This is a genomic window from Cupriavidus sp. SIMBA_020 (assembly GCF_046535395.1).
Taxonomy (GTDB): Bacteria; Pseudomonadota; Gammaproteobacteria; order Burkholderiales; family Burkholderiaceae; genus Cupriavidus; species Cupriavidus campinensis.
Genome location: NZ_JAWRWU010000002.1, coordinates 115,254 through 135,159 on the forward strand (window position 1 = coordinate 115,254; position 19,906 = coordinate 135,159).

Here is a 19,906-nt window from a genome sequence, read left to right on the forward strand (position 1 = left end):
GGTACGTGGAGCCGGCCCGCTCGGTTTTCCGCGAATTTCAGTGCGGCTCCACCGATCGGAAGATGCGCAGATGACCAGTCCTCAGCAGTCCCCGTCCCAAGACGATCTGAAACAACAGCAGCGTGAGGCGCTGCGCAAGGCCGCGCTCGAATATCACGAGTTTCCGACCCCGGGCAAGATTTCCGTCACCCCGACCAAGCCGCTCTCGAACCAGCGCGACCTGGCCCTGGCCTATTCGCCGGGCGTTGCCGCCGCTTGCGAGGAGATCGTTGCCGATCCGGCCAATTCCTTCCGCTACACCGCGCGTGGCAACCTCGTTGCCGTGATTACCAACGGCACGGCCGTGCTGGGCCTGGGCGACATCGGCGCCGCAGCCTCGAAGCCGGTCATGGAAGGCAAGGCCGGCCTGTTCAAGAAATTCGCCGGGATCGATGTGTTTGACATCGAAATCGACGAAAAAGACCCCCAGAAGCTGGTCGACATCATCGCCTCGCTCGAGCCGACCTTCGGCGGCATCAACCTCGAGGACATCAAGGCGCCGGAATGCTTCTACGTGGAGCGCACGCTGCGCGAGCGGATGAAGATTCCCGTCTTCCACGATGACCAGCACGGCACCGCCATCGTGGTGGGCGCGGCGGTCATCAATGGCCTGAAGGTGGTAGGCAAGGACATCTCCGAGGTCAAGCTGGTCGCCTCGGGCGCCGGCGCGGCCGCGCTGGCCTGCCTGGACCTGTTGGTGGACCTGGGCCTGCCCATCGAGAACATCTGGGTGACCGATCTGGTCGGCGTGGTCTATGAAGGCCGTACCGAGCTGATGGACCCGGAGAAGGCGCGTTTCTCGCAGAAGACCGACAAGCGCAAGCTGGCGGAGGTCATCGATGGCGCCGACATCTTCCTGGGCCTGTCCGCCGCCGGCGTGCTGAAGCAGGACATGGTCCAGCGCATGGCCGACAAGCCGCTGGTGCTGGCACTCGCCAATCCGAACCCGGAAATCATGCCGGAACTGGTCAAGGAAGTGCGTCCGGACGCCGTGATCGCCACGGGCCGTACCGACTATCCGAACCAGGTCAACAACGTCCTCTGCTTCCCGTTCATCTTCCGTGGCGCGCTCGATTGCGGCGCCACGACGATCACGCGTGAAATGGAAGTGGCCGCCGCCCACGCCGTGGCCGAACTGGCACGCCAGGAGCAGAGCGACATCGTGGCAACGGCCTACGGCATCCAGGACCTGTCCTTCGGTCCGGAATACCTGATCCCGAAGCCGTTCGATCCGCGCCTGATCGTCAAGATCGCCCCGGCCGTGGCCGAGGCCGCCGCCAAGTCCGGCGTGGCCGCGCGCCCGATCGAGGACATGGACGCCTACCGCCTCCAGCTCCAGCAGTTCGTCTACCACTCGGGCACGCTGATGAAGCCGATCTACGCGGCGGCGCGCAAGGTGGAGATGGAGAAGAAGCGCATCGTCTTCGCCGAGGGCGAGGAAGAGCGCGTGCTGCGCGCGGTGCAGGTCATCGTCGACGAAAAGCTGGCCAACCCGATCCTGATCGGCCGTCCGGCTGTGCTGACGCACCGCATCGAGCGTTTCGGCCTGCGCCTGCGCATGGGCGTGGACTTCACCGTGGTCAACCCCGAGCACGACGAGCGTTTCCGGGATTATTCGGAAAGCTATTACAAGATGATGGCGCGCGAGGGCATCACCCAGCAGTACGCCAAGCTGGAGATGCGCCGCCGTACGACGCTGATCGGCGCCATGCTGGTCAAGAAGGGCGAGGCCGATGGCATGATCTGCGGCACGGTCAGCACCACGGCCGCGCACCTGCGCTACATCGACCAGGTGCTGGGTGGCACGAACAAGGTCTACGCGGCCATGAACGGGCTGGTCCTGCCGGGCCGCCAGATCTTCCTGGTGGACACCCACGTCAACATCGACCCGACCGCCGACGAGCTGGCCGAGATCACGATGATGGCGGCTGAGGAGCTCAAGCGCTTCGGCATCGAGCCGAAGGTGGGCCTGCTGTCGCATTCGAACTTCGGTACGTCCGAGGCGCCTTCGGCCCGCAAGATGCGCGAGACGCTCGCCATCCTGCGCGAACGCGCGCCGGAGCTCGAGGTGGATGGCGAGATGCACGGCGACAGCGCGCTCGACCAGAAGCTGCGTGATTCGCTGGTGCCGGATGGCGCACTGGTGGGCGAGGCCAACCTGCTGGTGTGTCCGAACATCGACGCGGCCAACATCTCGTACAACCTGCTCAAGGTGGCGGCGGGCAACAATGTGGCCATCGGCCCGATCCTGCTGGGCGTGAAGGCGCCGGTGCACATCCTGACGCCGTCGGCCACGGTGCGACGTATCGTCAACATGACCTCGCTGGTCGTGGTGGACGCGGCGGCCAAGCGCTGAAGTCGGGTATTTGCCACGTGGTATGCGGAAAGCCGGGCTCGCCCGGCTTTTTTCATGCGCCCGTTCGGGGCGTCGCATGCAAGGTTAGTATGCGCACACATCCAAATAACATATTGAAACAATTGAGGATTTCCGGCGCGACGGCGCGCAGGGATTGATTATTGGTGGACATGCGCGTAACCTTACGCCTTTGAATGCAGGCGCTCGTCCCGGGCGCGCCGGTGCCCGCGAGCAGGTTTCGCGCGCCGGAATGACCGTCCAACCAATATTTCGATAACGTGGGATCCAGGATTTCCCCGAACCAGACGCAGCGGCAGTCACTTTGGCAGTCCCTGAGCCTGGCACGACGCCTGGGCCATGTGTTGGCGGGCGCGGTGCTGTCGGTGGCCATCGCCACCGGTGCGCAGGTTGCGGTGGCACGGCAGGCGACGCAGGATCTGGGCGCCAGCATCGACGGCATGGCGGGAACCATCGCCACGCAGCAGTTGCCCAACGATGCGCGCCAGACGTTGGAGCGCATCGAGTCCGGCGGGCCGTTCCCGTTCGACAAGGATGGTTCGCGGTTCGGCAATTACGAACGCATCCTGCCGCAGCAGCCGCGCGGGTATTACCGCGAATACACCGTCAAGAACAGCAACAGCAAAAGCCGGAATCGGGGAGCCAGGCGGATCGTTTGTGGTGGGGATCAGCGCGCCGCCAACGACTGCTATTACACGGAAGACCACTACAACAGTTTCAAACGGATAACCAAATGATGACTGACATTTTCGGATTGGGCGACGCCCTTGCCGCCCGCGAGGAGCGCGGCGCCGGAGATGGCTGGCAACGGGCCCACCATCAGGCCCAGAACCTTTATGACAACGTGCTCATGATGCCCCGCCAGGAGCTCACGCACAGACTTCCGCCCGCATGCGCGCCCGCCATGGTGACCTGGGCCGACGACGGCACCAGCGAGGGAGCCATGAACCTGTTCAAGACGGTGCGTCCGAACATCGTCCAGTCGATTCGCGCGTTCCGCGTGCCTGAGCTGGCCCACGCGGCCGCCGCGCTGAACCAGCATTTCCTGTACGCCAATTGCGCCCATTGCGCGAGCAAGGCGGAAATCCTCGAGACGATAGCCACGGAATTCACTTTCCCGAAGCATTTCGGCAAGAATTTCGATGCGCTGTCTGATTGCCTGACTGACATGATCTACAAGGCCGGCCCGCAGCCGGGCTTCGTGATCGTGCTGGAAGGGCTGCCGATTGCGCAGAAATTCGACAAGGAAGGGCGCGAGGTGCTGCTCGACGTCTTCCGCGACGCGGCCGAATTCTGGGCCGAGCGCAAGGTCCAGTTCCGGGTGTTCTACTCGTTCGCCTGAATCTGCCTGCTGAATAAGAAATGCCCGCTGTTGCAGCGGGCATTTTGTTTTGCGGGTCAGGCCGATGGCGGCAACTGGCCGTTCGGCGTGAGCCGGTCGATCAGTTCGGGCAGGCCTTCGCTGAGGCTGGCCGCCACGTCGTCGGGCGACATCCCTGTGGTTTCCGCCAGCGATTGCAGCGCGCCGCTGCCGCCCAGCGCGCCACTCAGGTCCGCCGGGCTGACCGGCTCGTTGGCGCCGGCGCCGATCCACGAATCCACCTGCTGGCCAAGACCGGCCTGAGAGAGCATGTCGCGCAGCGCGCCGATGCCGCCCGTGGCGGCACCCATCGCCTGCGCGCTGCCGGTGGCTTCGCCCTGGCCGCCCAGCAGGCCGCCGAGCAACGAGCCGAGGTCCATGCCGCCGGGCGCCGGCGCGCTGCCGCCGCCGAGCATCCCCCCTAGCATTCCGCCCAGGCCCCCGAGTCCACCCAACCCGCCCAGCCCACCCAAGCCATCCGCCGCGCCCGGATCACCCGCTTCAGCCGGTGCCATGCTGCCATCGGCGCCCTGTGTCTTGTTGCGCATCGCCATCATGGCCAGCAGGCCGAGCGCGATCATCAGCTTCGGATTCATGCCGCCCCCGCCGGGTTGGCCATCCTCGCGCTGCCCGCCCAGTTGGCCGAGCACGCCGCCCAGCACGCTATCGAGTAGTCCCATCATCGACTCCTTTGGAGTTTGGAAGGTCAGAATCCGCCAAGTACGGCGTTCAGGGCCGCCAGGCAGGTAAGCCCGGCGGTTTCGGTACGAAGGATGCGCGGCCCCAGCGACACGCCCGTGAATCCGGCGCGGATCGCCGCCGCTTCTTCCTCGGGAGATAGCCCGCCCTCGGGGCCGATCAGCAGCGTTACACCCTGTTCGCGCCAGGCATCGCGGTGCGTGGCGGCCAATTCGGGCAGCGACGCCGCCGCGCGTGGCGAGAGCAGCAGCCGGGGTGCGGACCCGGCTTTCTGGGCCGATGGGGCCGATGGGGCCGATGCCGCCAGCCATGCTTCCAAGGTAGCCAGCGGCGCCACGTCCGGCAAGCGGTTCCGTCCGCATTGCTCGCACGCGGCCTGCACAAGGGCCTGCCAGTGCGCCTGGCGGCGCGCGGCGCGGTCGCCGGACAGCCGCACGACCGAGCGCGCGGCCTGCAACGGCTGGATCTCGGTCACGCCGAGTTCGACGGCTTTCTCGATCAGCCAGTCCATCTTGTCGCCGCCGGCCAACCCCTGCGCCAGCGTCACGCGGTAGGGCAGTTCGGCTTCGGCCGGATCGTGCCCGGCCACCTGCGCGGTGGCGTGCCGCTTGCCGAGGTCCGCCAGCGTGGCCGCGTGGCTGCCGCCGCGGCCGTCGAACAGCGTGATGGCGTCGCCCGGGGCGAGGCGCAGCACCTGGATGTGACGCACCACGGCGTCGGGCAAGTCGAGCACGGCATCGGCAGTCAATGCCGAGTCAATGAAAAAGCGAGGGGGCATCAGTCAGTCAGGAGTTGGCGGGCGCCTTGGCCGGGTCGAGGCGGGTGGCGAAGCCCCAGCGGTAGCCATCCGGGTCTTCGACCATGCAGTAGCGGTCGCCCCAGAACTGGTCGGCGGGCGGCATGACGCTGATGGCGCCGGCGGCGATGGCCTGGGCGTAGATGGCGTCCACGTCGCCGCAGTAGACGTAGAAGGTCTGCGGGGCCTCCACGCCGAGCGAGCGCGGCGTGCGCGCCGTGCTGCCCCAGGCGCCTTCCGGCGCGAACATGACCACGAGTTCGCCCTGGTAGTGCATCTCCGCGTGGGTGGGCACGCCGTTTTCGTCGAGCACATGGCCGGCGGTGAAGCCGAAGGCGCGGCTGTAGAAGTCGAGCGCGGCGCGACCACTGGCCACCGTGAGGTACGGGGTCAGCCAGGGCGTGTTGGACGGTCTGGGCATGATGGTCTCCGGATGGGCAGGCGTTTCCTGTGCATGTTACTTGGAGCCGCCGGCGCTGTCGAAGATCGCCTGCAGATGGCGCGGGTGCGTGAACAGCGCCGGATGAAGATCGGCGTGATAGCAGCGCAGCGCGGAAGTCAGCTGCCACTGGCGCAGGCGCGTGGCGATCTGGCTCGCGGGGCAGGCGGCGATGTCCAGCGCGTCGCTGGCCAGCGCAATCCCCCACAGCGCGCCGTAGGCCGGGATGAACGTGGCGAGCGGTGCCACATGGGCGAACAGTTCGCGCAGGCGCGCCAGCAGCAGCCGGGTCGTGTCGGGCCGGTGCAGCGGCGGGCCGAGGTGGATCGACATCGCCCCGCCCGGCGCCAGGCAGCGACGTGCGGCCTGCAGGCCGTGGAGGGAGAAGAGGGCAGTGGCAGGGCTGCCATCGTCGGCTTCGGTCAGGTCGAAGACGATCAGGTCGAAGCGCCGGCCGGCACGGCCGAAGGCTTCCATCAGCCCGAGCGCGTCGCCGATGGCGATGTGCAGGCGCGGGTCGTCGGGTTTGCCGGGCGCGCTCAAGGCGCCCTGGTGGATGCCCGGCAGCCATTCGCGCGCCAGGCGGACGACCTCGGCGTCCAGTTCGGCCACCACCACCTCACGGATCGTGGGAATGCGCAGCAGTTCGAAGGCCGAGCCGCCGTCGCCGCCGCCCACCACCAGCGCGCTGCGCGGGCTGCCGTGCGCCGCCGCCATCGGGTGGACCATCAGTTCGTGCTGGATCCAGGCGTCCGCTTCGGTGCTCATCACGCGGCCATCGAGCCGGAAGATGCGGCCAAATTGGGCGCTTTCGCCAATTTCGATCTGTTGATATGCCGAACATGACGCTGCGATCACATGGACATCGCCCAATGTGGTGCCCACGCAGGGTGCCAGCCATTCGGTCCAGCTTTGACGACCCCTTCGGGCCGTGCCCAGGCGTCCGGAAATACCCTCTGCTTCTGCTAAAATTGCGGTTTTCCCGCGCTCAGGTTCTCGCCGCATGTCTGCCCTCGCCCATCCCGCCACCAGCCCTTTCGCCTCGCAGCCCGCCAAATTGATGGCTGACGCCATCCGCGTGCTTGCCATGGACGCCGTCCAGCAAGCCAATTCCGGTCACCCCGGTGCACCGATGGGCATGGCGGATATCGCCGTGGCGCTCTGGGGCCGGCACCTGAAGCATAACCCCACGAACCCGCACTGGCCCGACCGCGACCGCTTCGTGCTGTCCAACGGCCACGGTTCGATGCTGATCTACGCGCTGCTGCACCTGACCGGCTACGACCTGCCGATCGAGGAACTGCGCAACTTCCGCCAGCTGCACAGCAAGACCGCCGGCCACCCCGAGTACGGCATCACGCCGGGCGTGGAAACCACCACCGGCCCGCTGGGCCAGGGCATCACCAACGCGGTGGGCATGGCGCTGGCCGAGCGCCTGCTGGGCGAGGAATTCAACCGCCCCGGCTACGACATCGTCAACCATCACACCTATGTGTTCCTGGGCGATGGCTGCCTGATGGAAGGCATCAGCCACGAAGCCTGCTCGCTGGCCGGCACGCTCAAGCTGAACAAGCTGATCGCGCTGTGGGATGACAACGGCATCTCGATCGACGGCGACGTGGTGCACTGGTTCGCCGACGACACCCCGAAGCGTTTCGAAGCCTACGGCTGGAACGTGATCCGCGGCGTGGACGGCCATGACGTGGTGGCTGTGGACAACGCCATCGCGCAGGCCAAGGCCAGCGACAAGCCGACCCTGATCTGCTGCCGCACGATCATCGGCAAGGGCGCCCCGAACAAGCAAGGCGGCCACGATGTGCACGGCGCCCCGCTGGGCGGCGCCGAAGTGCTGGCCACGCGCGAGGCGCTGGGCTGGACCCACGCCCCGTTCGAACTCCCGCAGGACGCCTACACCGCCTGGGACGCCAAGACCAACGGCAACGCGCTGGAGCGCGCCTGGAACGCGCTGTTCGCGTCGTACGCCGAAGTGCATCCGTATGAAGCCGGCGAATTCACGCGCCGCATGCGCGGCGAGCTGCCGGGCGCGTTCGACGCCGCCGTGGACGCCTTCATCGCCAAGTGCGAGGAAAAGGCCGAGACGATCGCCACGCGCAAGGCCAGCCAGAACACCATCGAGGCCTTCGGCCCGGTGTTGCCCGAGTTCCTGGGCGGCTCGGCCGACCTGACCGGCTCGAACCTGACCAACTGGTCGGGCAGCCAGGCCGTGCGCGTGGACGCCTGGGGCAACCACATCAACTACGGTGTGCGTGAATTCGGCATGAGCGCCATCATGAACGGCATCACGCTGCATGGCGGCTACATCCCCTACGGCGCCACCTTCCTGACCTTCTCGGACTACAGCCGCAACGCGCTGCGCATGGCCGCGCTGATGAAAATCCGCTCGCTGTTCGTGTTCACGCACGACTCCATCGGCCTGGGCGAAGACGGCCCGACGCACCAGTCGATCGAGCACGTGGCCAGCCTGCGCCTGATTCCGAACATGGATGTCTGGCGCACCGCCGACACCACCGAGACCGCCGTGGCCTGGGCCGAGGCGATCCGCCGCGAGAACGGCCCGAGCTGCCTGATCTTCAGCCGCCAGAACCTGCCGTTCCAGCGCCGCGATGACGCCACGCGCGCCAATATTGCGCGCGGCGGCTACGTGCTGCGCGATGGCACCAACCCGCGCACCAGGCGTCCGGACGCAGTGATCCTCGCCACGGGCTCCGAAGTGGGCCTGGCGGTGGGCGCCGCCGAGCAGCTGGCTGCCGATGGCGTGCATGTGCGCGTGGTCTCGGTGCCCGCGACGACCGTGTTCGACAAGCAGGACGCTGCCTACAAGGCCAGCGTGCTGCCGGCCGGCGTGCCGCGCGTGGCGGTGGAGGCCGGCGTCAGCGATTTCTGGTGGAAGTACCAGGTCCAGGCCGTGGTCGGCATCGACACTTTCGGCGAATCCGCCCCGGCCGGCGTGCTGTTCAAGCACTTCGGCTTCACGGTGGAAAACGTCGCCGATACCGTGCGCGCCACGCTTGCCCAGTAATTCCCGCCCGCGCGGCAGCCGGTGCGACGCGCCGGTTGCGGCGCCGGCCCCGCTTTCATCGATCGCACTCTAGGAGATAGACATGACCATCAAGATCGGCATCAACGGCTTCGGCCGCATCGGGCGCATGGTGTTCCGTGCCGCCGTGGCCAACTTCAAGGACGTTGAAGTGGTCGCCATCAACGACCTGCTCGAGCCCGACTACCTGGCCTACATGCTCAAGTACGACTCGGTGCATGGCCGCTTTGACGGCGAAGTGGCCGTGGACGGCAACACGCTGGTCGTGAACGGCAAGAAGATCCGCCTGACCGCCGTGAAGGACCCGGCCGAGTTGAAGTGGGGCGAGGTGGGCGCGGACGTGGTCATCGAATCGACCGGCATCTTCCTGACCAAGGAAGGCGCGCAGAAGCACATCGACGCGGGCGCGAAGAAGGTGATCATGTCGGCCCCGTCCAAGGATGACACCCCGATGTTCGTGTATGGCGTGAACCACGCCTCGTACAAGGGCGAGGCGATCATCTCGAACGCCAGTTGCACGACCAACTGCCTGGCCCCGGTGGCCAAGGTGCTGAACGACAAGTGGGGCATCAAGCGCGGCCTGATGACCACGGTGCACGCCGCCACGGCGACGCAGAAGACCGTCGACGGCCCGTCGAACAAGGACTGGCGCGGTGGCCGCGGCATCCTGGAAAACATCATCCCGTCGTCGACCGGCGCCGCCAAGGCCGTGGGCGTGGTGATTCCGCAGCTGAACAAGAAGCTGACCGGCATGTCGTTCCGCGTGCCGACCTCGGATGTGTCCGTGGTCGACCTGACCGTCGAACTCGAAAAGTCGGCAACTTACGATGAAATCTGTGCCGAAATGAAGGCCCAGAGCCAGGGCGCGCTGAAGGGCGTGCTGGGCTACACCGAAGACAAGGTCGTGGCGACGGACTTCCGTGGCGACGCGCGCACCTCGATCTTCGACGCCGAAGCCGGCATCGCGCTGGACGGCACCTTCATCAAGGTCGTGAGCTGGTACGACAACGAGTGGGGCTATTCGAACAAGTGCCTGGAAATGGCACGTGTGGTGGCCAAGTAATCGTCGCAGACTGGACGTATTACGATAAAACGCGCCTTCGGGCGCGTTTTTTTATGGCTGCGAGGCGAGTGGCGGCAGCGGCCGGGCGTCGACCCCGTCGCCATCGACAATGAAATGGCCGCCGGCCACATGGTGAATGGTGCGCAGCGCATCGTGGCCGGCAAAGTGCCAGCGGCCCTCGCTGAACACACGGCTATCGGCATGGGCGGCCACCACTTCGCCGAGGAACAGGTCATAGCCGGCCTGGATGGCCGGTTCCGGCAGCAGCCGGCATTCCAGCCACGCGGCACAGCCCTCGAGCAACGGCGCGCCAACGACATCGCCCTGGAAGGTCTGCAGCCCGTAGGCTGCGAACTTGTCGATGCCCTGCTGCTCGGAAATGGCCAGGCCGGAGCTTGAGCCGAGCGCCTGCGTCACGTCCACCTGGCTCACCGTGGGCACGTGCAGCGCAAACTCACCGCTGGCTTCCAGCAGTTGCCGCGTCCACGTGGCCTTGTCGAGCACTACGGCCACCTTCGGCGGCGCGAAGTCCAGCGGCATGGCCCAGGCCGCCGCCATGATGTTGCGCTGGCCGCCGTGCGCGGCGCTCACCAGTACAGTCGGGCCGTGGTTGAGGAGCCGGTAGGCTTTGGCGAGTTCGACGGGAAGGCGATGGGACGTCATGGGGCGAAATCGGACGATTCTGAGTGAAAGATGCGGGCGTCCGTTCACTATACGCCGTCCGCGCAAAGGCTTCCGGGGCGTCTTTTGACATTATCTGTCGCTATCCCGTCAAATCCCGCGCAATCCGAGCCCTCGTAGTGCGAGAAATGATGAATTTGCTTTTCCCGGTAGTTTTTTTCTCTTACACTCGGAAGAATCCGTTGAACTCTGATGTGCAGCCAGTGAAAGTGGTGGGGCCATCTAAGCGTGCGCATAACAACCGGGCCTGATCATGGTGAACGTGGATACCAAGCTGCTGGTGATTTTCACCGAGCTGCTGAGCAAGCGAAATGCCACTTACGTGGCGGAAAAGATGCATATGACCGCACCTGCGGTCTCGCATTCGCTGGGTCGTCTGCGCGAGATCTTCGACGATCCTCTTTTCATCCGCGTGCCGCACGGCCTCACGCCAACGCCGCGCGCGCTGGAGCTGGGCCCCAAGATCCGCGACATGCTGGATCTCTGGTCGTCCATCAATGAGGGCGAAGTCGACGACTTCGACCCGGCCATCGCCACCGGCACGCTGAATATCGGCTTTGCCGCCGAACTGGGCGACACGGTTTTCAATCGCTTTATCCTCCGCATCAAGCAGATGGCGCCGGAGTTGCATATCCGGCTGGTCGAATCCCATTCATGGGAATCGGACGTCGCTTCGATGCGTGCCAACGAGCTGGACCTCGCATTTTCGCCATTCCCGACCCGGCATCCGGAGATCGTCGAGGAGATGGTGACGTCGCTGAACCTCTGGGTTTGCGCGCGCAAGGACCATCCGCTGCTCAAGAACGATTTGACGCTCGAGCAATACCTCGATTGCAGCCATATCTTCATGGCGCACTCGGGCGGCGCCGGCCGTCCGGCTCCGTCGCTGATTCCGCTCGACTACGCCCTGCAGCAGCGCGGCCTCAAGCGCAATGCCACGCTGACGGTACATTCCTGGCGCGCCCAGGCCGAACTGGCAGCCCAGACTGACATGATCTTCACGGTCAACGCGCTGACCAAGGACATGGCCTGCGAGACCTACGGCCTCAATGCCTTCCCGCTGCCGGCCGAACTCAACACGATGCTGGGCCTGAACATGTTCTGGCACCGCAGCCGCAACACCCACCCGATGCTGGTGTGGGCGCGCGGCCTGTTCCGGCAAGTGGTGGCCGAGTTCGTCGGCCTCCCGGCCGTCACCCCGCGCGGCCTGCGCGTGGTGGAAGAGCAGGATCAGGATATTCCGCAGCCGTAATCGAACGCTGCAGCAAGCAGTTGAAACGACTCGGGCGCCCTGTGCGTCCGAGTCGTTTTTCATTGTCCCATCGCAAAGCGCGGTCAATTTCGGACACGTCTCATATCCGGCCAGGTGAAGCGCTGCTAGCGTCGCCATTCGCAACCAACGCAGGGAGCAAAGAATGGCGCAGGACATTTTCTTGAACCTCAGCGGCATCGCGGGCGAGTCCATCGACGCGGTGCACTCCGGTGACATCGAAGTCCTCGAATGGGCATGGTCGGTCAGGCAGCCGGCAAACCTGCACGCTGGTAGCGGAGGCGGCGCCGGCAAGTGCACCGTCGAGGATCTGACGTTTGACCACTATACCGATCGGGCCTCGCCCAATCTCATCCAGTATTGCCTCACCGGCAAACACATCGCCAGCGCCACCCTCGTCATGAGAAAGGCGGGCGGATCACCACTCGAATATCTGAAGATGACGATGGAGGACGTGCTGGTCACGCAAGTGACTCCCGTCTACTACGACACCATGCGCGTGCCGAGGGAGCGCGTGGCGCTGTCGTTTTCGCGATTCCGGCAGGAGTATGTCGTGCAGAACGCGAGTGGCGGCAGTGCGGGCACGGTAGCGGTGGGGTATGACGTCAAGGCCAATGCGGTGATTTGAGGATAAATCATGTTGCTTGTATCGAAGGCCGGTATCGTTGATGCTGAGCGGATCAAGGTGAAGATCTTTCCTGGATTGGAGCGAACCCCAATGCTCAAAGTCAACGGGATAGTGGTTCATCAAACGAACTCCTCCACATCGGGCAGTACATTCGCGCATTATCAGAGCGCGGGAGCGCATGGGGCGCATTTCCTGATCGACAAGGATGGGACGATATACCAGACGGCTTCCGTGTATAAGCGCACCAACCATGTTGGTTGGCTTAAATCGCGCTGCCTGGAAACCAGGAAGTGTGCGCCCGCCGAATTTCGGGATGCGCAGAAAATCAAGGGGATCAAGAAGCTTTCCGCACATGAGTACAAGAAAGAGCCACTGGTGCGATATCCCGGCAACAACGATTCAATCGGGATTGAAATAGTCGGCCGGGAAATCGGTAAAGTCGAAGGGTATGAAACAGTCAATGAAGCACAGAATGGATCGTTACGCTGGCTAGTCAGGGAGCTGGTCGAAACCTTAGGGGTGTCGATGCGCGAAGTTCACAGACACCCCGAAATATCCTACAAAAAACCGTCGGAAGCGAGGTCGGCGAAATGGCAGGACTGAGAAACGCCGCGCTAGCACTATGTATTTTGAGTGCGCCAGCAATGCATTCTTACGCTAGAGATGTTAAGAAGGTTGTCGTGGAGAGCGTGGCCCTGAGCGATATAAAGGGGGTTGCCGAGGAGGCGTGCAAAGTATTTAAGCCAACCGCTTCTCAGATCCGGACGTATTTCTCAAGAGCTTACCCAGTTGACGGATTCTGGTCGACCAATAAATTCTATTCTCCCTGCCATGCCAAAGGCTCTGTGGAGTTTTCCGACGGAAATGCGGGGCAGTGGATCCTGACGTCCAGTGGCATCGCCGAGTTGACATGGAACCTAAACGGGCGGGTGGTGCTTTACCGCGCCAGAAATGGATGGAGCGATCCGTTTCGAGGCATGTACGAAGGGCCAGAAGACTAACGCGGTTTCGGAGGGAGGCGAGGGGTCAACGAGAGCGTGGCAATCCGCAACCAAGGCAGGGAGCAATGCATGGCGCAGGACATTTTCTTGAACCTCAGCGGCATCGCGGTGAACGTCTCCATGGGCGGGTGTACCGGCACCCGGAGCTTTCTAGAAAAACTGACTCGGAAGCGAGTACGGCAAAATGGTAAAGACTTGGCGCTCTGCGCTCGCGTCCTTGTTGCTGGTTCTGGGCTCGCCGACGGTAGATGCGCGTGAGGTAAAAGCCGTCGCGATAGAAGCCGTCGGTTTGAGTCGATTGGAAGAGATGGCCGAGCCGTGCCGGAAATTCCGGCCCTCGGCAGCGCAAATCAAACGCTTTTTCTCACGAGCCTATCCCGTCGACGCTATTTATTATTCCAAGAAAATCTGGTCTCCCTGCTGGGCGGAGGGAACTGTTGAATTCTCGGATGGAAATCGTGGTAAATGGCGCCTGAATTCCGGTGGCGTGGCATACCTTCAATGGAGTCATTCCGGTGACGTGATCCTTTACCACAAGACGAACGGCTGGGCCGACCCATTCAGGGACGGGTACGATGATTCGATTTAACCAAAAGAACTGGCGCTGGCATGGGCGCAGCGAGGGCGACTAATATGCCATCGGAAGCGAGGTCGGCGAAATGGAAAGATTGACAGGCGCGGCAGTGGTCCTATGCATCTTGTGTGCGTAATCAGGGCACGCTCACACCCGGGGTGTAAAGACCGTTGTCGTGGAAAGCGTGGGTCTGAGCGATATAGAAGGGACCGCAAAGGAGGCTTGCAAAGCGTTCAAGCCAACTACGTTGCAGATTAGAGAATACTTCACATACGCCTATCCTGTTGATGGCTTTTGGTCGACCAACAAGTTCTATTCTCCGTGTCATGCGAAAGGCGTAGTGGAGTTTTTCGACGGGAATGCGGGGCAATGGATTCTGACGTCCAGCGGTGTCGCAGAATTGACGTGGAACTTAAATGGACAAGTCGTCCTTTACCGCGCCAAAAATGGATGGCGCGATCCATTTCGAGGCATGTACGAGGGATCTACCGGCATCCAGTAGTCGCGCGAAAAATGGAATCGGAAGCGGAGTCTGCAAAATGGTAAGACCTGCGGCGTCCATCGTCGTGTGTCTCGCAGCGTGTCTTATGGCACTACCCGTACACGCCAGATCGGTGAAAAAAATCGTCATCGACGCTACAGGTCTTAGTGAAATCAATAACACGAGCCATGTGTGCGAGAGCTTCAGGCCAACCATGGCGCAATTGCGCAGGTATTTTTCCCGCGCGTACCCTGTCGACCATTATTGGCGACCGAAAAAATTCTATTCGCCCTGTTATGCAACAGGCACTGTGGAGTTCTCTGATGGTAATAGCGCCGCTTGGTCTGTAAGCTCCAGCGGGCTGGCGGAGGTTGTGTGGAGTATAAAAGGACGCACGATCGTCTTCTACCCGAGCAACGGATGGCACGACCCATTTGCCGGTATGTACGATGATGAAGGCGTGTGAGCGATGAAAAAAACCGGCACCTCGGCGCCGGTTTTCGTTGCCTGCTCGCTGGGCCGTGGCCCGCGGCGGCTTATCGTTTGGGTCTGTGGGGACAGTCGTTCTTGGTGCAGTTGCCGTACAGCGACAATGCGTGTTCCTGCAGTGCGAAGCCGCGCTCGCGCGCAATGCTTTGCTGGCGTTGCTCGATGTCGGAGTCGAAGAATTCCTCGACCCGGCCGCAATCGAGGCACACCAGGTGATCGTGGTGCTTGCCTTCGTTGAGTTCGAAAATCGCCTTGCCCGATTCGAAGTTGTTGCGCGACAGCAGACCGGCCTGCTCGAATTGGGTCAGGACGCGATATACCGTGGCGAGACCGATATCCATGTGCTCGTTGAGCAGGATGCGGTACACGTCTTCGGCGCTCAGGTGGCGCTGTTCACTGGTCTGGAAGATCTCGAGGATCTTGAGGCGGGGGACGGTCGCCTTCAGGCCGATGTTTTTGAGGTCCGCCGGACTCGGCATAGGCGTGACTCCCTAGAGTACAATGTCTGGATAGTTGAATCATAAGGGTTTTGGCGACAAAAGTCGCCCCGGTGCCACGGCCTGTACCGGACCCGGCACTATCCTTTCCCGTCTGAAAGCGAGATCCATGCGTTCATTCCGTACGACCGCCATGCGCCTGCCGCTGGTGTCTTCCCTGCTGGCGGCCGCCGTGCTGGCCGGCGCCTGCTCGGCCTATGACAGCACGTCGCGCAAGGTGGCCGACGCCATCACGCCGTATCGTATCAATATCGTACAGGGCAATTTCGTCTCGCGCGAGGCAGCGTCGCAATTGCGCGAAGGCATGACGCGCGATCAGGTCCGCTTCCTGCTCGGTACGCCGCTGCTGACCGATGTTTTCCACGCCAATCGCTGGGACTACGTGTTCTCGTTCCGCCGCGGCAGCACGCCGGTCGTGCAGCAGCGCCGTTACACCGTGTTCTTCGATGGCGACAAGCTGGTGAAGTTTGGCGGCGACGAATTGCCGTCCGAATATGAACTGATCGCCGAAATTGACGGGATGAAGGCTGCGCAGCGCAACCAGACGCCGGGCAAGATTGTGACGAGTTCGAGCAGCGCGCCGGCTGACGCCCCGGCCACGCCGGCACCGGCCGCACCGGCAGGCGCTGCCGATGGCGCCGCGCCCGTGCCGCCGACTGCCGCGCCGGCCCCCGAAGCCGCCCCGGCTCCGGGCACCCCGCCCGCCACGCCCGCGCCCGACACGTCCGCCAAACCGGCAAGCTGACCGGCACGGGGCCCGTTGCGGGCCGCGCCTGGATGCCATGCCGCCTTGCCGCCCCGGCCAGGCGGCGCCTCTTCCCCGACATCGCACAATCACCATGAATATCGCAATCGCAGGCGCTTCCGGCCGCATGGGCCGCATGCTCATTGAACACGTGCTGAATACCGATGGCGTGACGCTGACCGGCGCGCTCGACGTGCCAGGCGCCGCCGCGCTGGGCCAGGACGCCGGGCTGTTCCTGGGCCGTACCACCGGTGTGACGATTTCGTCCGACCTGGACGCCGTGCTCGGCGCCGCCGACTGCCTGATCGACTTCACGCGCCCCGAAGGCACACTGGCCCACGTGGCGGCGGCGCGACGGCTCGGCAAGAAGATGGTGATCGGCACCACGGGTTTCGACGCCGCCGGCAAGCAGGCGCTGGCCGATGCCGCCAAGTCGATCGCCATCGTCTTCGCCGCCAACATGAGCGTGGGGGTGAACGCCACCTTCAAACTGCTGGAAGTGGCGGCAAAGCTACTTTCGACCGGCTATGACATCGAGATCATCGAAGCCCACCATCGCCACAAGGTGGACGCTCCATCGGGCACGGCGCTGGCCATGGGCGAGGTGGTTGCCGGCGCGCTGGGCCGCAGCCTGGACGATTGCGCCGTCTACGCCCGCGAAGGCCATACCGGCCCGCGCGACGCCAACAGCATCGGCTTTGCCACCGTGCGCGGCGGCGACATCGTCGGCGATCACACCGTGATGTTCGCTGGTATTGGCGAGCGCATCGAGATCAGCCACAAGTCGTCGAGCCGCCAGTCGTACGCCGATGGCGCAGTGCGCGCGGCGCGCTTCCTGGCCGACAAGTCGGCCGGCCTGTTCGACATGCAGGACGTGCTGGGCCTGAAGTAAGCCGGCACGCGCCAGTCATTGCCGAAAATGGCCCGCCGCGTGGCCATTTTCAGATTTTTCGCCGTCCGTGGCGGGTGTCCGCCACGGTTATAATCGGCTCTTTCGCAAATCGGTCCGCCCGGCACCCCAGGTGCGCGCGCGGAACGCCGTCCCCGATCCGACGCCCTGATCCGTCGCACCAAACATGCAAGACAAATATCTTCCTTCCGCCGTTGAACAAGCCGCCCGGCAGCACTGGCAGGCCACCGAAGCCTACAAGGTGACCGAGCACGCTGTGGGCCCCGACGGGAAGGAGAAGTCGAAGTTCTACGCCTGCTCGATGCTGCCGTACCCCTCGGGCAAGCTGCACATGGGTCACGTGCGGAACTACACGATCAACGACGTGATGGCGCGCTACCTGCGCATGAACGGCCACAACGTGCTGATGCCGATGGGCTGGGACGCGTTCGGCATGCCGGCCGAGAACGCCGCACTGAACAACCACGTGGCACCTGCTGCCTGGACCTACGACAACATCGCTTACATGAAGAAGCAGATGCAGTCGATGGGCCTGGCGATCGACTGGTCGCGCGAGGTGGCAACGTGCAGCCCGGATTACTACCGCTGGAACCAGTGGCTGTTCCTGAAGATGCTGGAAAAGGGCATCGCCTACCGCAAGACCGGTACGGTCAACTGGGACCCCGTGGACCAGACCGTGCTGGCCAACGAGCAGGTCATCGACGGGCGCGGCTGGCGCTCGGGCGCGGTGGTGGAAAAGCGCGAAATTCCGATGTATTACCTGCGGATCACCGATTATGCGGACGAGTTGCTCGGTGACCTGGATGCGCTGGGCTGGCCCGAGCGCGTCAAGGTCATGCAGCAGAACTGGATCGGCAAGAGCACCGGCGTACGTTTTGCATTCCCGCACAAGATCGCGGGCGCGGACGGCATGCTCGTCAACGACGGCAAGCTGTACGTGTTCACGACCCGCGCCGACACGATCATGGGCGTGACGTTCTGCGCCGTGGCCGCCGAGCACCCGCTGGCCACGCTGGCGGCGGCGAACAACCCGGCGCTGGCCGCGTTCATCGACGAATGCAAGCACGGTTCGGTCATGGAAGCCGACATGGCGACCATGGAGAAGAAGGGCATGCCGACCGGACTGCAGGTCGAGCACCCGCTGACCGGCGAGCCGGTGGACGTCTGGGTCGGCAACTACGTGCTGATGAGCTACGGCGACGGCGCCGTGATGGGCGTGCCGGCGCACGACGAGCGCGATTTCGCGTTCGCGAACAAGTACCAGCTGCCGATCCGGCAGGTGGTGGATGTAAAGGGCCAGCCGTTCTCCAGCGAAGCGTGGCAGGAATGGTACGGCGACAAGGAAGCCGGCACGCTGGTTCACAGCGGCAAGTACGATGGCCTGGGCTATCAGGCTGCCGTGGACGCCATCGCGGCCGACCTCGCCGCCAAGGGCCTGGGCGAGAAGAAGGTGACCTGGCGCCTGCGCGACTGGGGTATCTCGCGCCAGCGCTACTGGGGCACGCCGATCCCGCTGATCCATTGCGACGCCTGCGGCGTGGTGCCCGTGCCCGAGCAGGACCTGCCCGTGGTGCTGCCGGAAGACCTCGTGCCGGACGGCACCGGCAACCCGCTGAACAAGGATCCGCGCTTCCTGAACTGCACGTGCCCCTCGTGCGGCAAGCCCGCGCGCCGCGAGACCGACACGATGGATACGTTCATCGACTCGTGCTGGTACTACATGCGCTACACGTGCCCGGACGCCCCGACGATGGTCGACGCCCGCAACGACTACTGGATGCCGATGGACCAGTACATCGGCGGCATCGAGCACGCGATCCTGCATTTGCTGTACGCCCGCTTCTGGACCAAGGTCATGCGCGACATGGGCCTGGTCAAGTTCAGCGAGCCGTTCACGAACCTGCTCACGCAGGGCATGGTGCTCAACGAGACCTATTACCGCGAGGACGCCTCGGGCAAGAAGCACTGGTACAACCCGGCCGAGGTGGACGTGCAGACCGACGAGCGCGGCCGCCCGCTGGGCGCCACGCTGAAGGCGGACGGCCAGCCGGTGGTGATCGGCGGCGTGGAGAAGATGTCGAAGTCGAAGAACAACGGCATCGATCCGCAGGCGCTGATCGACCAGTACGGCGCCGATACGGCACGCCTGTTCGTGATGTTCGCCGCGCCGCCCGAGCAGCAGCTCGAGTGGAGCGGTTCGGGCGTGGAGGGCGCGTCGCGCTTCCTACGCCGCGTGTGGAACTTCGCCCATGCCAACGCCCAGGCGATTCGCGACGGTGCCGGCACGGCGTTCACGGCCGATGACGCCGCGCTGCGCCGCGACCTCCACGGCGTGCTGAAGCAAGCGAATTACGATTACCAGCGCATCCAGTACAACACCGTGGTCTCGGCCACGATGAAGATGCTGAACGCGCTGGAAGACGCCAAGGGCGCCTCGCCGGCCGCGCGCCGCGAGGGCTTCGGCATCCTGCTGCGTGTGCTGTACCCGGTGGTGCCGCACGTCACGCACGCGCTGTGGCAGGAACTGGGTTATGCCGAGCAGGGCGGTGACCTGCTGGACGCTGCCTGGCCGCAGGTGGATGAGGCCGCGCTGGTGCGTAGCGAGATCGAACTGGTGCTCCAGGTGAACGGCAAGGTCCGTGGCAGCCTGACGGTGCCGGCCGATGCCGACCGCGCCGCCATCGAGGCCACGGCCGCCGCGAGCGAGATCGTGGCGAAGTTCGCCGCCGGCGCCGCGCCGAAGAAGATCGTGGTCGTGCCGGGCCGACTCGTCAACGTGGTGCTCTGAGGCGCCCGGAAACA

At 64.2% G+C, this 19,906-nt stretch carries 19 protein-coding genes; 13 read left to right on the forward strand and 6 right to left on the reverse strand.

Translation table 11 applies throughout. The annotated features are described in order from the left end of the window. Positions 1-70 precede the first annotated feature (70 nt). From SB751_RS04670 to SB751_RS04680, 3 genes are all read left to right on the forward strand, one after another. Complete coding sequence (locus SB751_RS04670) at positions 71-2,395, forward strand: NADP-dependent malic enzyme (protein ID WP_144201394.1); 2,325 nt, start codon at positions 71-73, stop codon at positions 2,393-2,395. 359 nt (positions 2,396-2,754) lie between these two features. After that, entirely contained in the window at positions 2,755-3,150 is a 396-nt protein-coding gene (locus SB751_RS04675) for a ribonuclease domain-containing protein (protein ID WP_144201472.1), read from the forward strand. Then, a complete protein-coding gene (locus tag SB751_RS04680; protein WP_144201396.1) occupies positions 3,147-3,755 on the forward strand; it encodes a barstar family protein in 609 nt (202 codons plus the stop codon). Before SB751_RS04675 ends, SB751_RS04680 begins: the two co-directional genes overlap by 4 nt. A gap of 56 nt (positions 3,756-3,811) precedes the next feature. Here SB751_RS04680 and SB751_RS04685 read toward each other — a convergent pair whose 3' ends face one another. The 4 genes from SB751_RS04685 to SB751_RS04700 are packed head-to-tail and all read right to left on the reverse strand — an operon-like array spanning position 3,812 to position 6,592. Beyond that, positions 3,812-4,453: a YidB family protein gene (locus SB751_RS04685; RefSeq protein ID WP_250025367.1), complete on the reverse strand. Its 642-nt coding sequence runs from the start codon at positions 4,451-4,453 to the stop codon at positions 3,812-3,814. A 26-nt stretch (positions 4,454-4,479) separates the two neighbouring features. Next, entirely contained in the window at positions 4,480-5,250 is a 771-nt protein-coding gene (locus SB751_RS04690; RefSeq protein ID WP_144201398.1) for a 16S rRNA (uracil(1498)-N(3))-methyltransferase, read from the reverse strand. A 7-nt stretch (positions 5,251-5,257) separates the two neighbouring features. Then, positions 5,258-5,689 carry a VOC family protein gene (locus SB751_RS04695; RefSeq protein ID WP_144201400.1) on the reverse strand — a complete coding sequence of 144 codons (432 nt, stop codon included), beginning with the start codon at positions 5,687-5,689 and terminating at the stop codon, positions 5,258-5,260. Positions 5,690-5,725: 36 nt separating this feature from the next. Continuing rightward, the gene (locus tag SB751_RS04700) at positions 5,726-6,592 is read right to left on the reverse strand and encodes a spermidine synthase (protein WP_244844890.1); all 867 of its coding nucleotides are present in this window, start codon (positions 6,590-6,592) and stop codon (positions 5,726-5,728) included. Between the two features lie 118 nt (positions 6,593-6,710). On the opposite strand from SB751_RS04700, the gene tkt reads away from it, so the two are divergent. Both tkt and gap read left to right on the forward strand, forming a co-directional pair. Further along, entirely contained in the window at positions 6,711-8,747 is a 2,037-nt protein-coding gene (gene tkt, locus SB751_RS04705) for a transketolase (protein WP_186296949.1), read from the forward strand. Between the two features lie 82 nt (positions 8,748-8,829). Beyond that, positions 8,830-9,828: a type I glyceraldehyde-3-phosphate dehydrogenase gene (gene gap / locus SB751_RS04710; RefSeq protein WP_092298755.1), complete on the forward strand. Its 999-nt coding sequence runs from the start codon at positions 8,830-8,832 to the stop codon at positions 9,826-9,828. 51 nt (positions 9,829-9,879) lie between these two features. Here gap and SB751_RS04715 read toward each other — a convergent pair whose 3' ends face one another. Continuing rightward, positions 9,880-10,491, reverse strand: coding sequence for a flavin reductase family protein (locus SB751_RS04715; RefSeq protein WP_144201402.1), 612 nt, complete (start codon positions 10,489-10,491; stop codon positions 9,880-9,882). 271 nt (positions 10,492-10,762) lie between these two features. Between SB751_RS04715 and SB751_RS04720 the strand changes: the two genes are divergently transcribed. From SB751_RS04720 to SB751_RS04740, 5 genes are all read left to right on the forward strand, one after another. Further along, complete coding sequence (locus SB751_RS04720) at positions 10,763-11,761, forward strand: LysR family transcriptional regulator (protein ID WP_211943644.1); 999 nt, start codon at positions 10,763-10,765, stop codon at positions 11,759-11,761. Between the two features lie 163 nt (positions 11,762-11,924). Next, on the forward strand, positions 11,925-12,407 hold the full coding sequence (locus SB751_RS04725) for an Hcp family type VI secretion system effector (protein ID WP_144201406.1): 483 nt from the start codon (positions 11,925-11,927) through the stop codon (positions 12,405-12,407). A 9-nt stretch (positions 12,408-12,416) separates the two neighbouring features. Further along, positions 12,417-13,010, forward strand: coding sequence for an N-acetylmuramoyl-L-alanine amidase (locus SB751_RS04730; protein ID WP_144201408.1), 594 nt, complete (start codon positions 12,417-12,419; stop codon positions 13,008-13,010). A 582-nt stretch (positions 13,011-13,592) separates the two neighbouring features. Next, positions 13,593-13,997: a hypothetical protein gene (locus SB751_RS04735; protein ID WP_211943643.1), complete on the forward strand. Its 405-nt coding sequence runs from the start codon at positions 13,593-13,595 to the stop codon at positions 13,995-13,997. A 599-nt stretch (positions 13,998-14,596) separates the two neighbouring features. Then, positions 14,597-14,929 carry a hypothetical protein gene (locus SB751_RS04740; RefSeq protein ID WP_186296950.1) on the forward strand — a complete coding sequence of 111 codons (333 nt, stop codon included), beginning with the start codon at positions 14,597-14,599 and terminating at the stop codon, positions 14,927-14,929. 70 nt (positions 14,930-14,999) lie between these two features. Here the strand turns inward: SB751_RS04740 and fur are convergent, their stop codons facing one another. After that, positions 15,000-15,431 carry a ferric iron uptake transcriptional regulator gene (gene fur, locus SB751_RS04745; protein WP_092298769.1) on the reverse strand — a complete coding sequence of 144 codons (432 nt, stop codon included), beginning with the start codon at positions 15,429-15,431 and terminating at the stop codon, positions 15,000-15,002. 127 nt (positions 15,432-15,558) lie between these two features. Between fur and SB751_RS04750 the strand changes: the two genes are divergently transcribed. The 3 genes from SB751_RS04750 (at position 15,559) to leuS (ending at position 19,892) form a co-directional block, all read left to right on the forward strand. Beyond that, complete coding sequence (locus tag SB751_RS04750) at positions 15,559-16,194, forward strand: outer membrane protein assembly factor BamE (RefSeq protein ID WP_144201414.1); 636 nt, start codon at positions 15,559-15,561, stop codon at positions 16,192-16,194. Between the two features lie 94 nt (positions 16,195-16,288). Beyond that, entirely contained in the window at positions 16,289-17,086 is a 798-nt protein-coding gene (dapB, locus tag SB751_RS04755) for a 4-hydroxy-tetrahydrodipicolinate reductase (protein WP_144201416.1), read from the forward strand. Between the two features lie 184 nt (positions 17,087-17,270). Then, on the forward strand, positions 17,271-19,892 hold the full coding sequence (gene leuS, locus SB751_RS04760; RefSeq protein WP_211944162.1) for a leucine--tRNA ligase: 2,622 nt from the start codon (positions 17,271-17,273) through the stop codon (positions 19,890-19,892). Positions 19,893-19,906: the final 14 nt, after the last annotated feature.

Coding starts and splice junctions, on each gene's coding strand:
- SB751_RS04690 (WP_144201398.1), bottom strand. CDS start 5,250: ATGCCCCCTCGCTTTTTCATTGACTCGGCATTGACTGCCGATGCCGTG.
- SB751_RS04730 (WP_144201408.1), top strand. CDS start 12,417: ATGTTGCTTGTATCGAAGGCCGGTATCGTTGATGCTGAGCGGATCAAG.
- SB751_RS04725 (WP_144201406.1), top strand. CDS start 11,925: ATGGCGCAGGACATTTTCTTGAACCTCAGCGGCATCGCGGGCGAGTCC.
- tkt (WP_186296949.1), top strand. CDS start 6,711: ATGTCTGCCCTCGCCCATCCCGCCACCAGCCCTTTCGCCTCGCAGCCC.
- SB751_RS04715 (WP_144201402.1), bottom strand. CDS start 10,491: ATGACGTCCCATCGCCTTCCCGTCGAACTCGCCAAAGCCTACCGGCTC.
- SB751_RS04695 (WP_144201400.1), bottom strand. CDS start 5,689: ATGCCCAGACCGTCCAACACGCCCTGGCTGACCCCGTACCTCACGGTG.
- SB751_RS04685 (WP_250025367.1), bottom strand. CDS start 4,453: ATGGGACTACTCGATAGCGTGCTGGGCGGCGTGCTCGGCCAACTGGGC.
- SB751_RS04720 (WP_211943644.1), top strand. CDS start 10,763: ATGGTGAACGTGGATACCAAGCTGCTGGTGATTTTCACCGAGCTGCTG.
- leuS (WP_211944162.1), top strand. CDS start 17,271: ATGCAAGACAAATATCTTCCTTCCGCCGTTGAACAAGCCGCCCGGCAG.
- fur (WP_092298769.1), bottom strand. CDS start 15,431: ATGCCGAGTCCGGCGGACCTCAAAAACATCGGCCTGAAGGCGACCGTC.
- dapB (WP_144201416.1), top strand. CDS start 16,289: ATGAATATCGCAATCGCAGGCGCTTCCGGCCGCATGGGCCGCATGCTC.
- SB751_RS04735 (WP_211943643.1), top strand. CDS start 13,593: ATGGTAAAGACTTGGCGCTCTGCGCTCGCGTCCTTGTTGCTGGTTCTG.
- SB751_RS04670 (WP_144201394.1), top strand. CDS start 71: ATGACCAGTCCTCAGCAGTCCCCGTCCCAAGACGATCTGAAACAACAG.
- gap (WP_092298755.1), top strand. CDS start 8,830: ATGACCATCAAGATCGGCATCAACGGCTTCGGCCGCATCGGGCGCATG.
- SB751_RS04750 (WP_144201414.1), top strand. CDS start 15,559: ATGCGTTCATTCCGTACGACCGCCATGCGCCTGCCGCTGGTGTCTTCC.
- SB751_RS04680 (WP_144201396.1), top strand. CDS start 3,147: ATGATGACTGACATTTTCGGATTGGGCGACGCCCTTGCCGCCCGCGAG.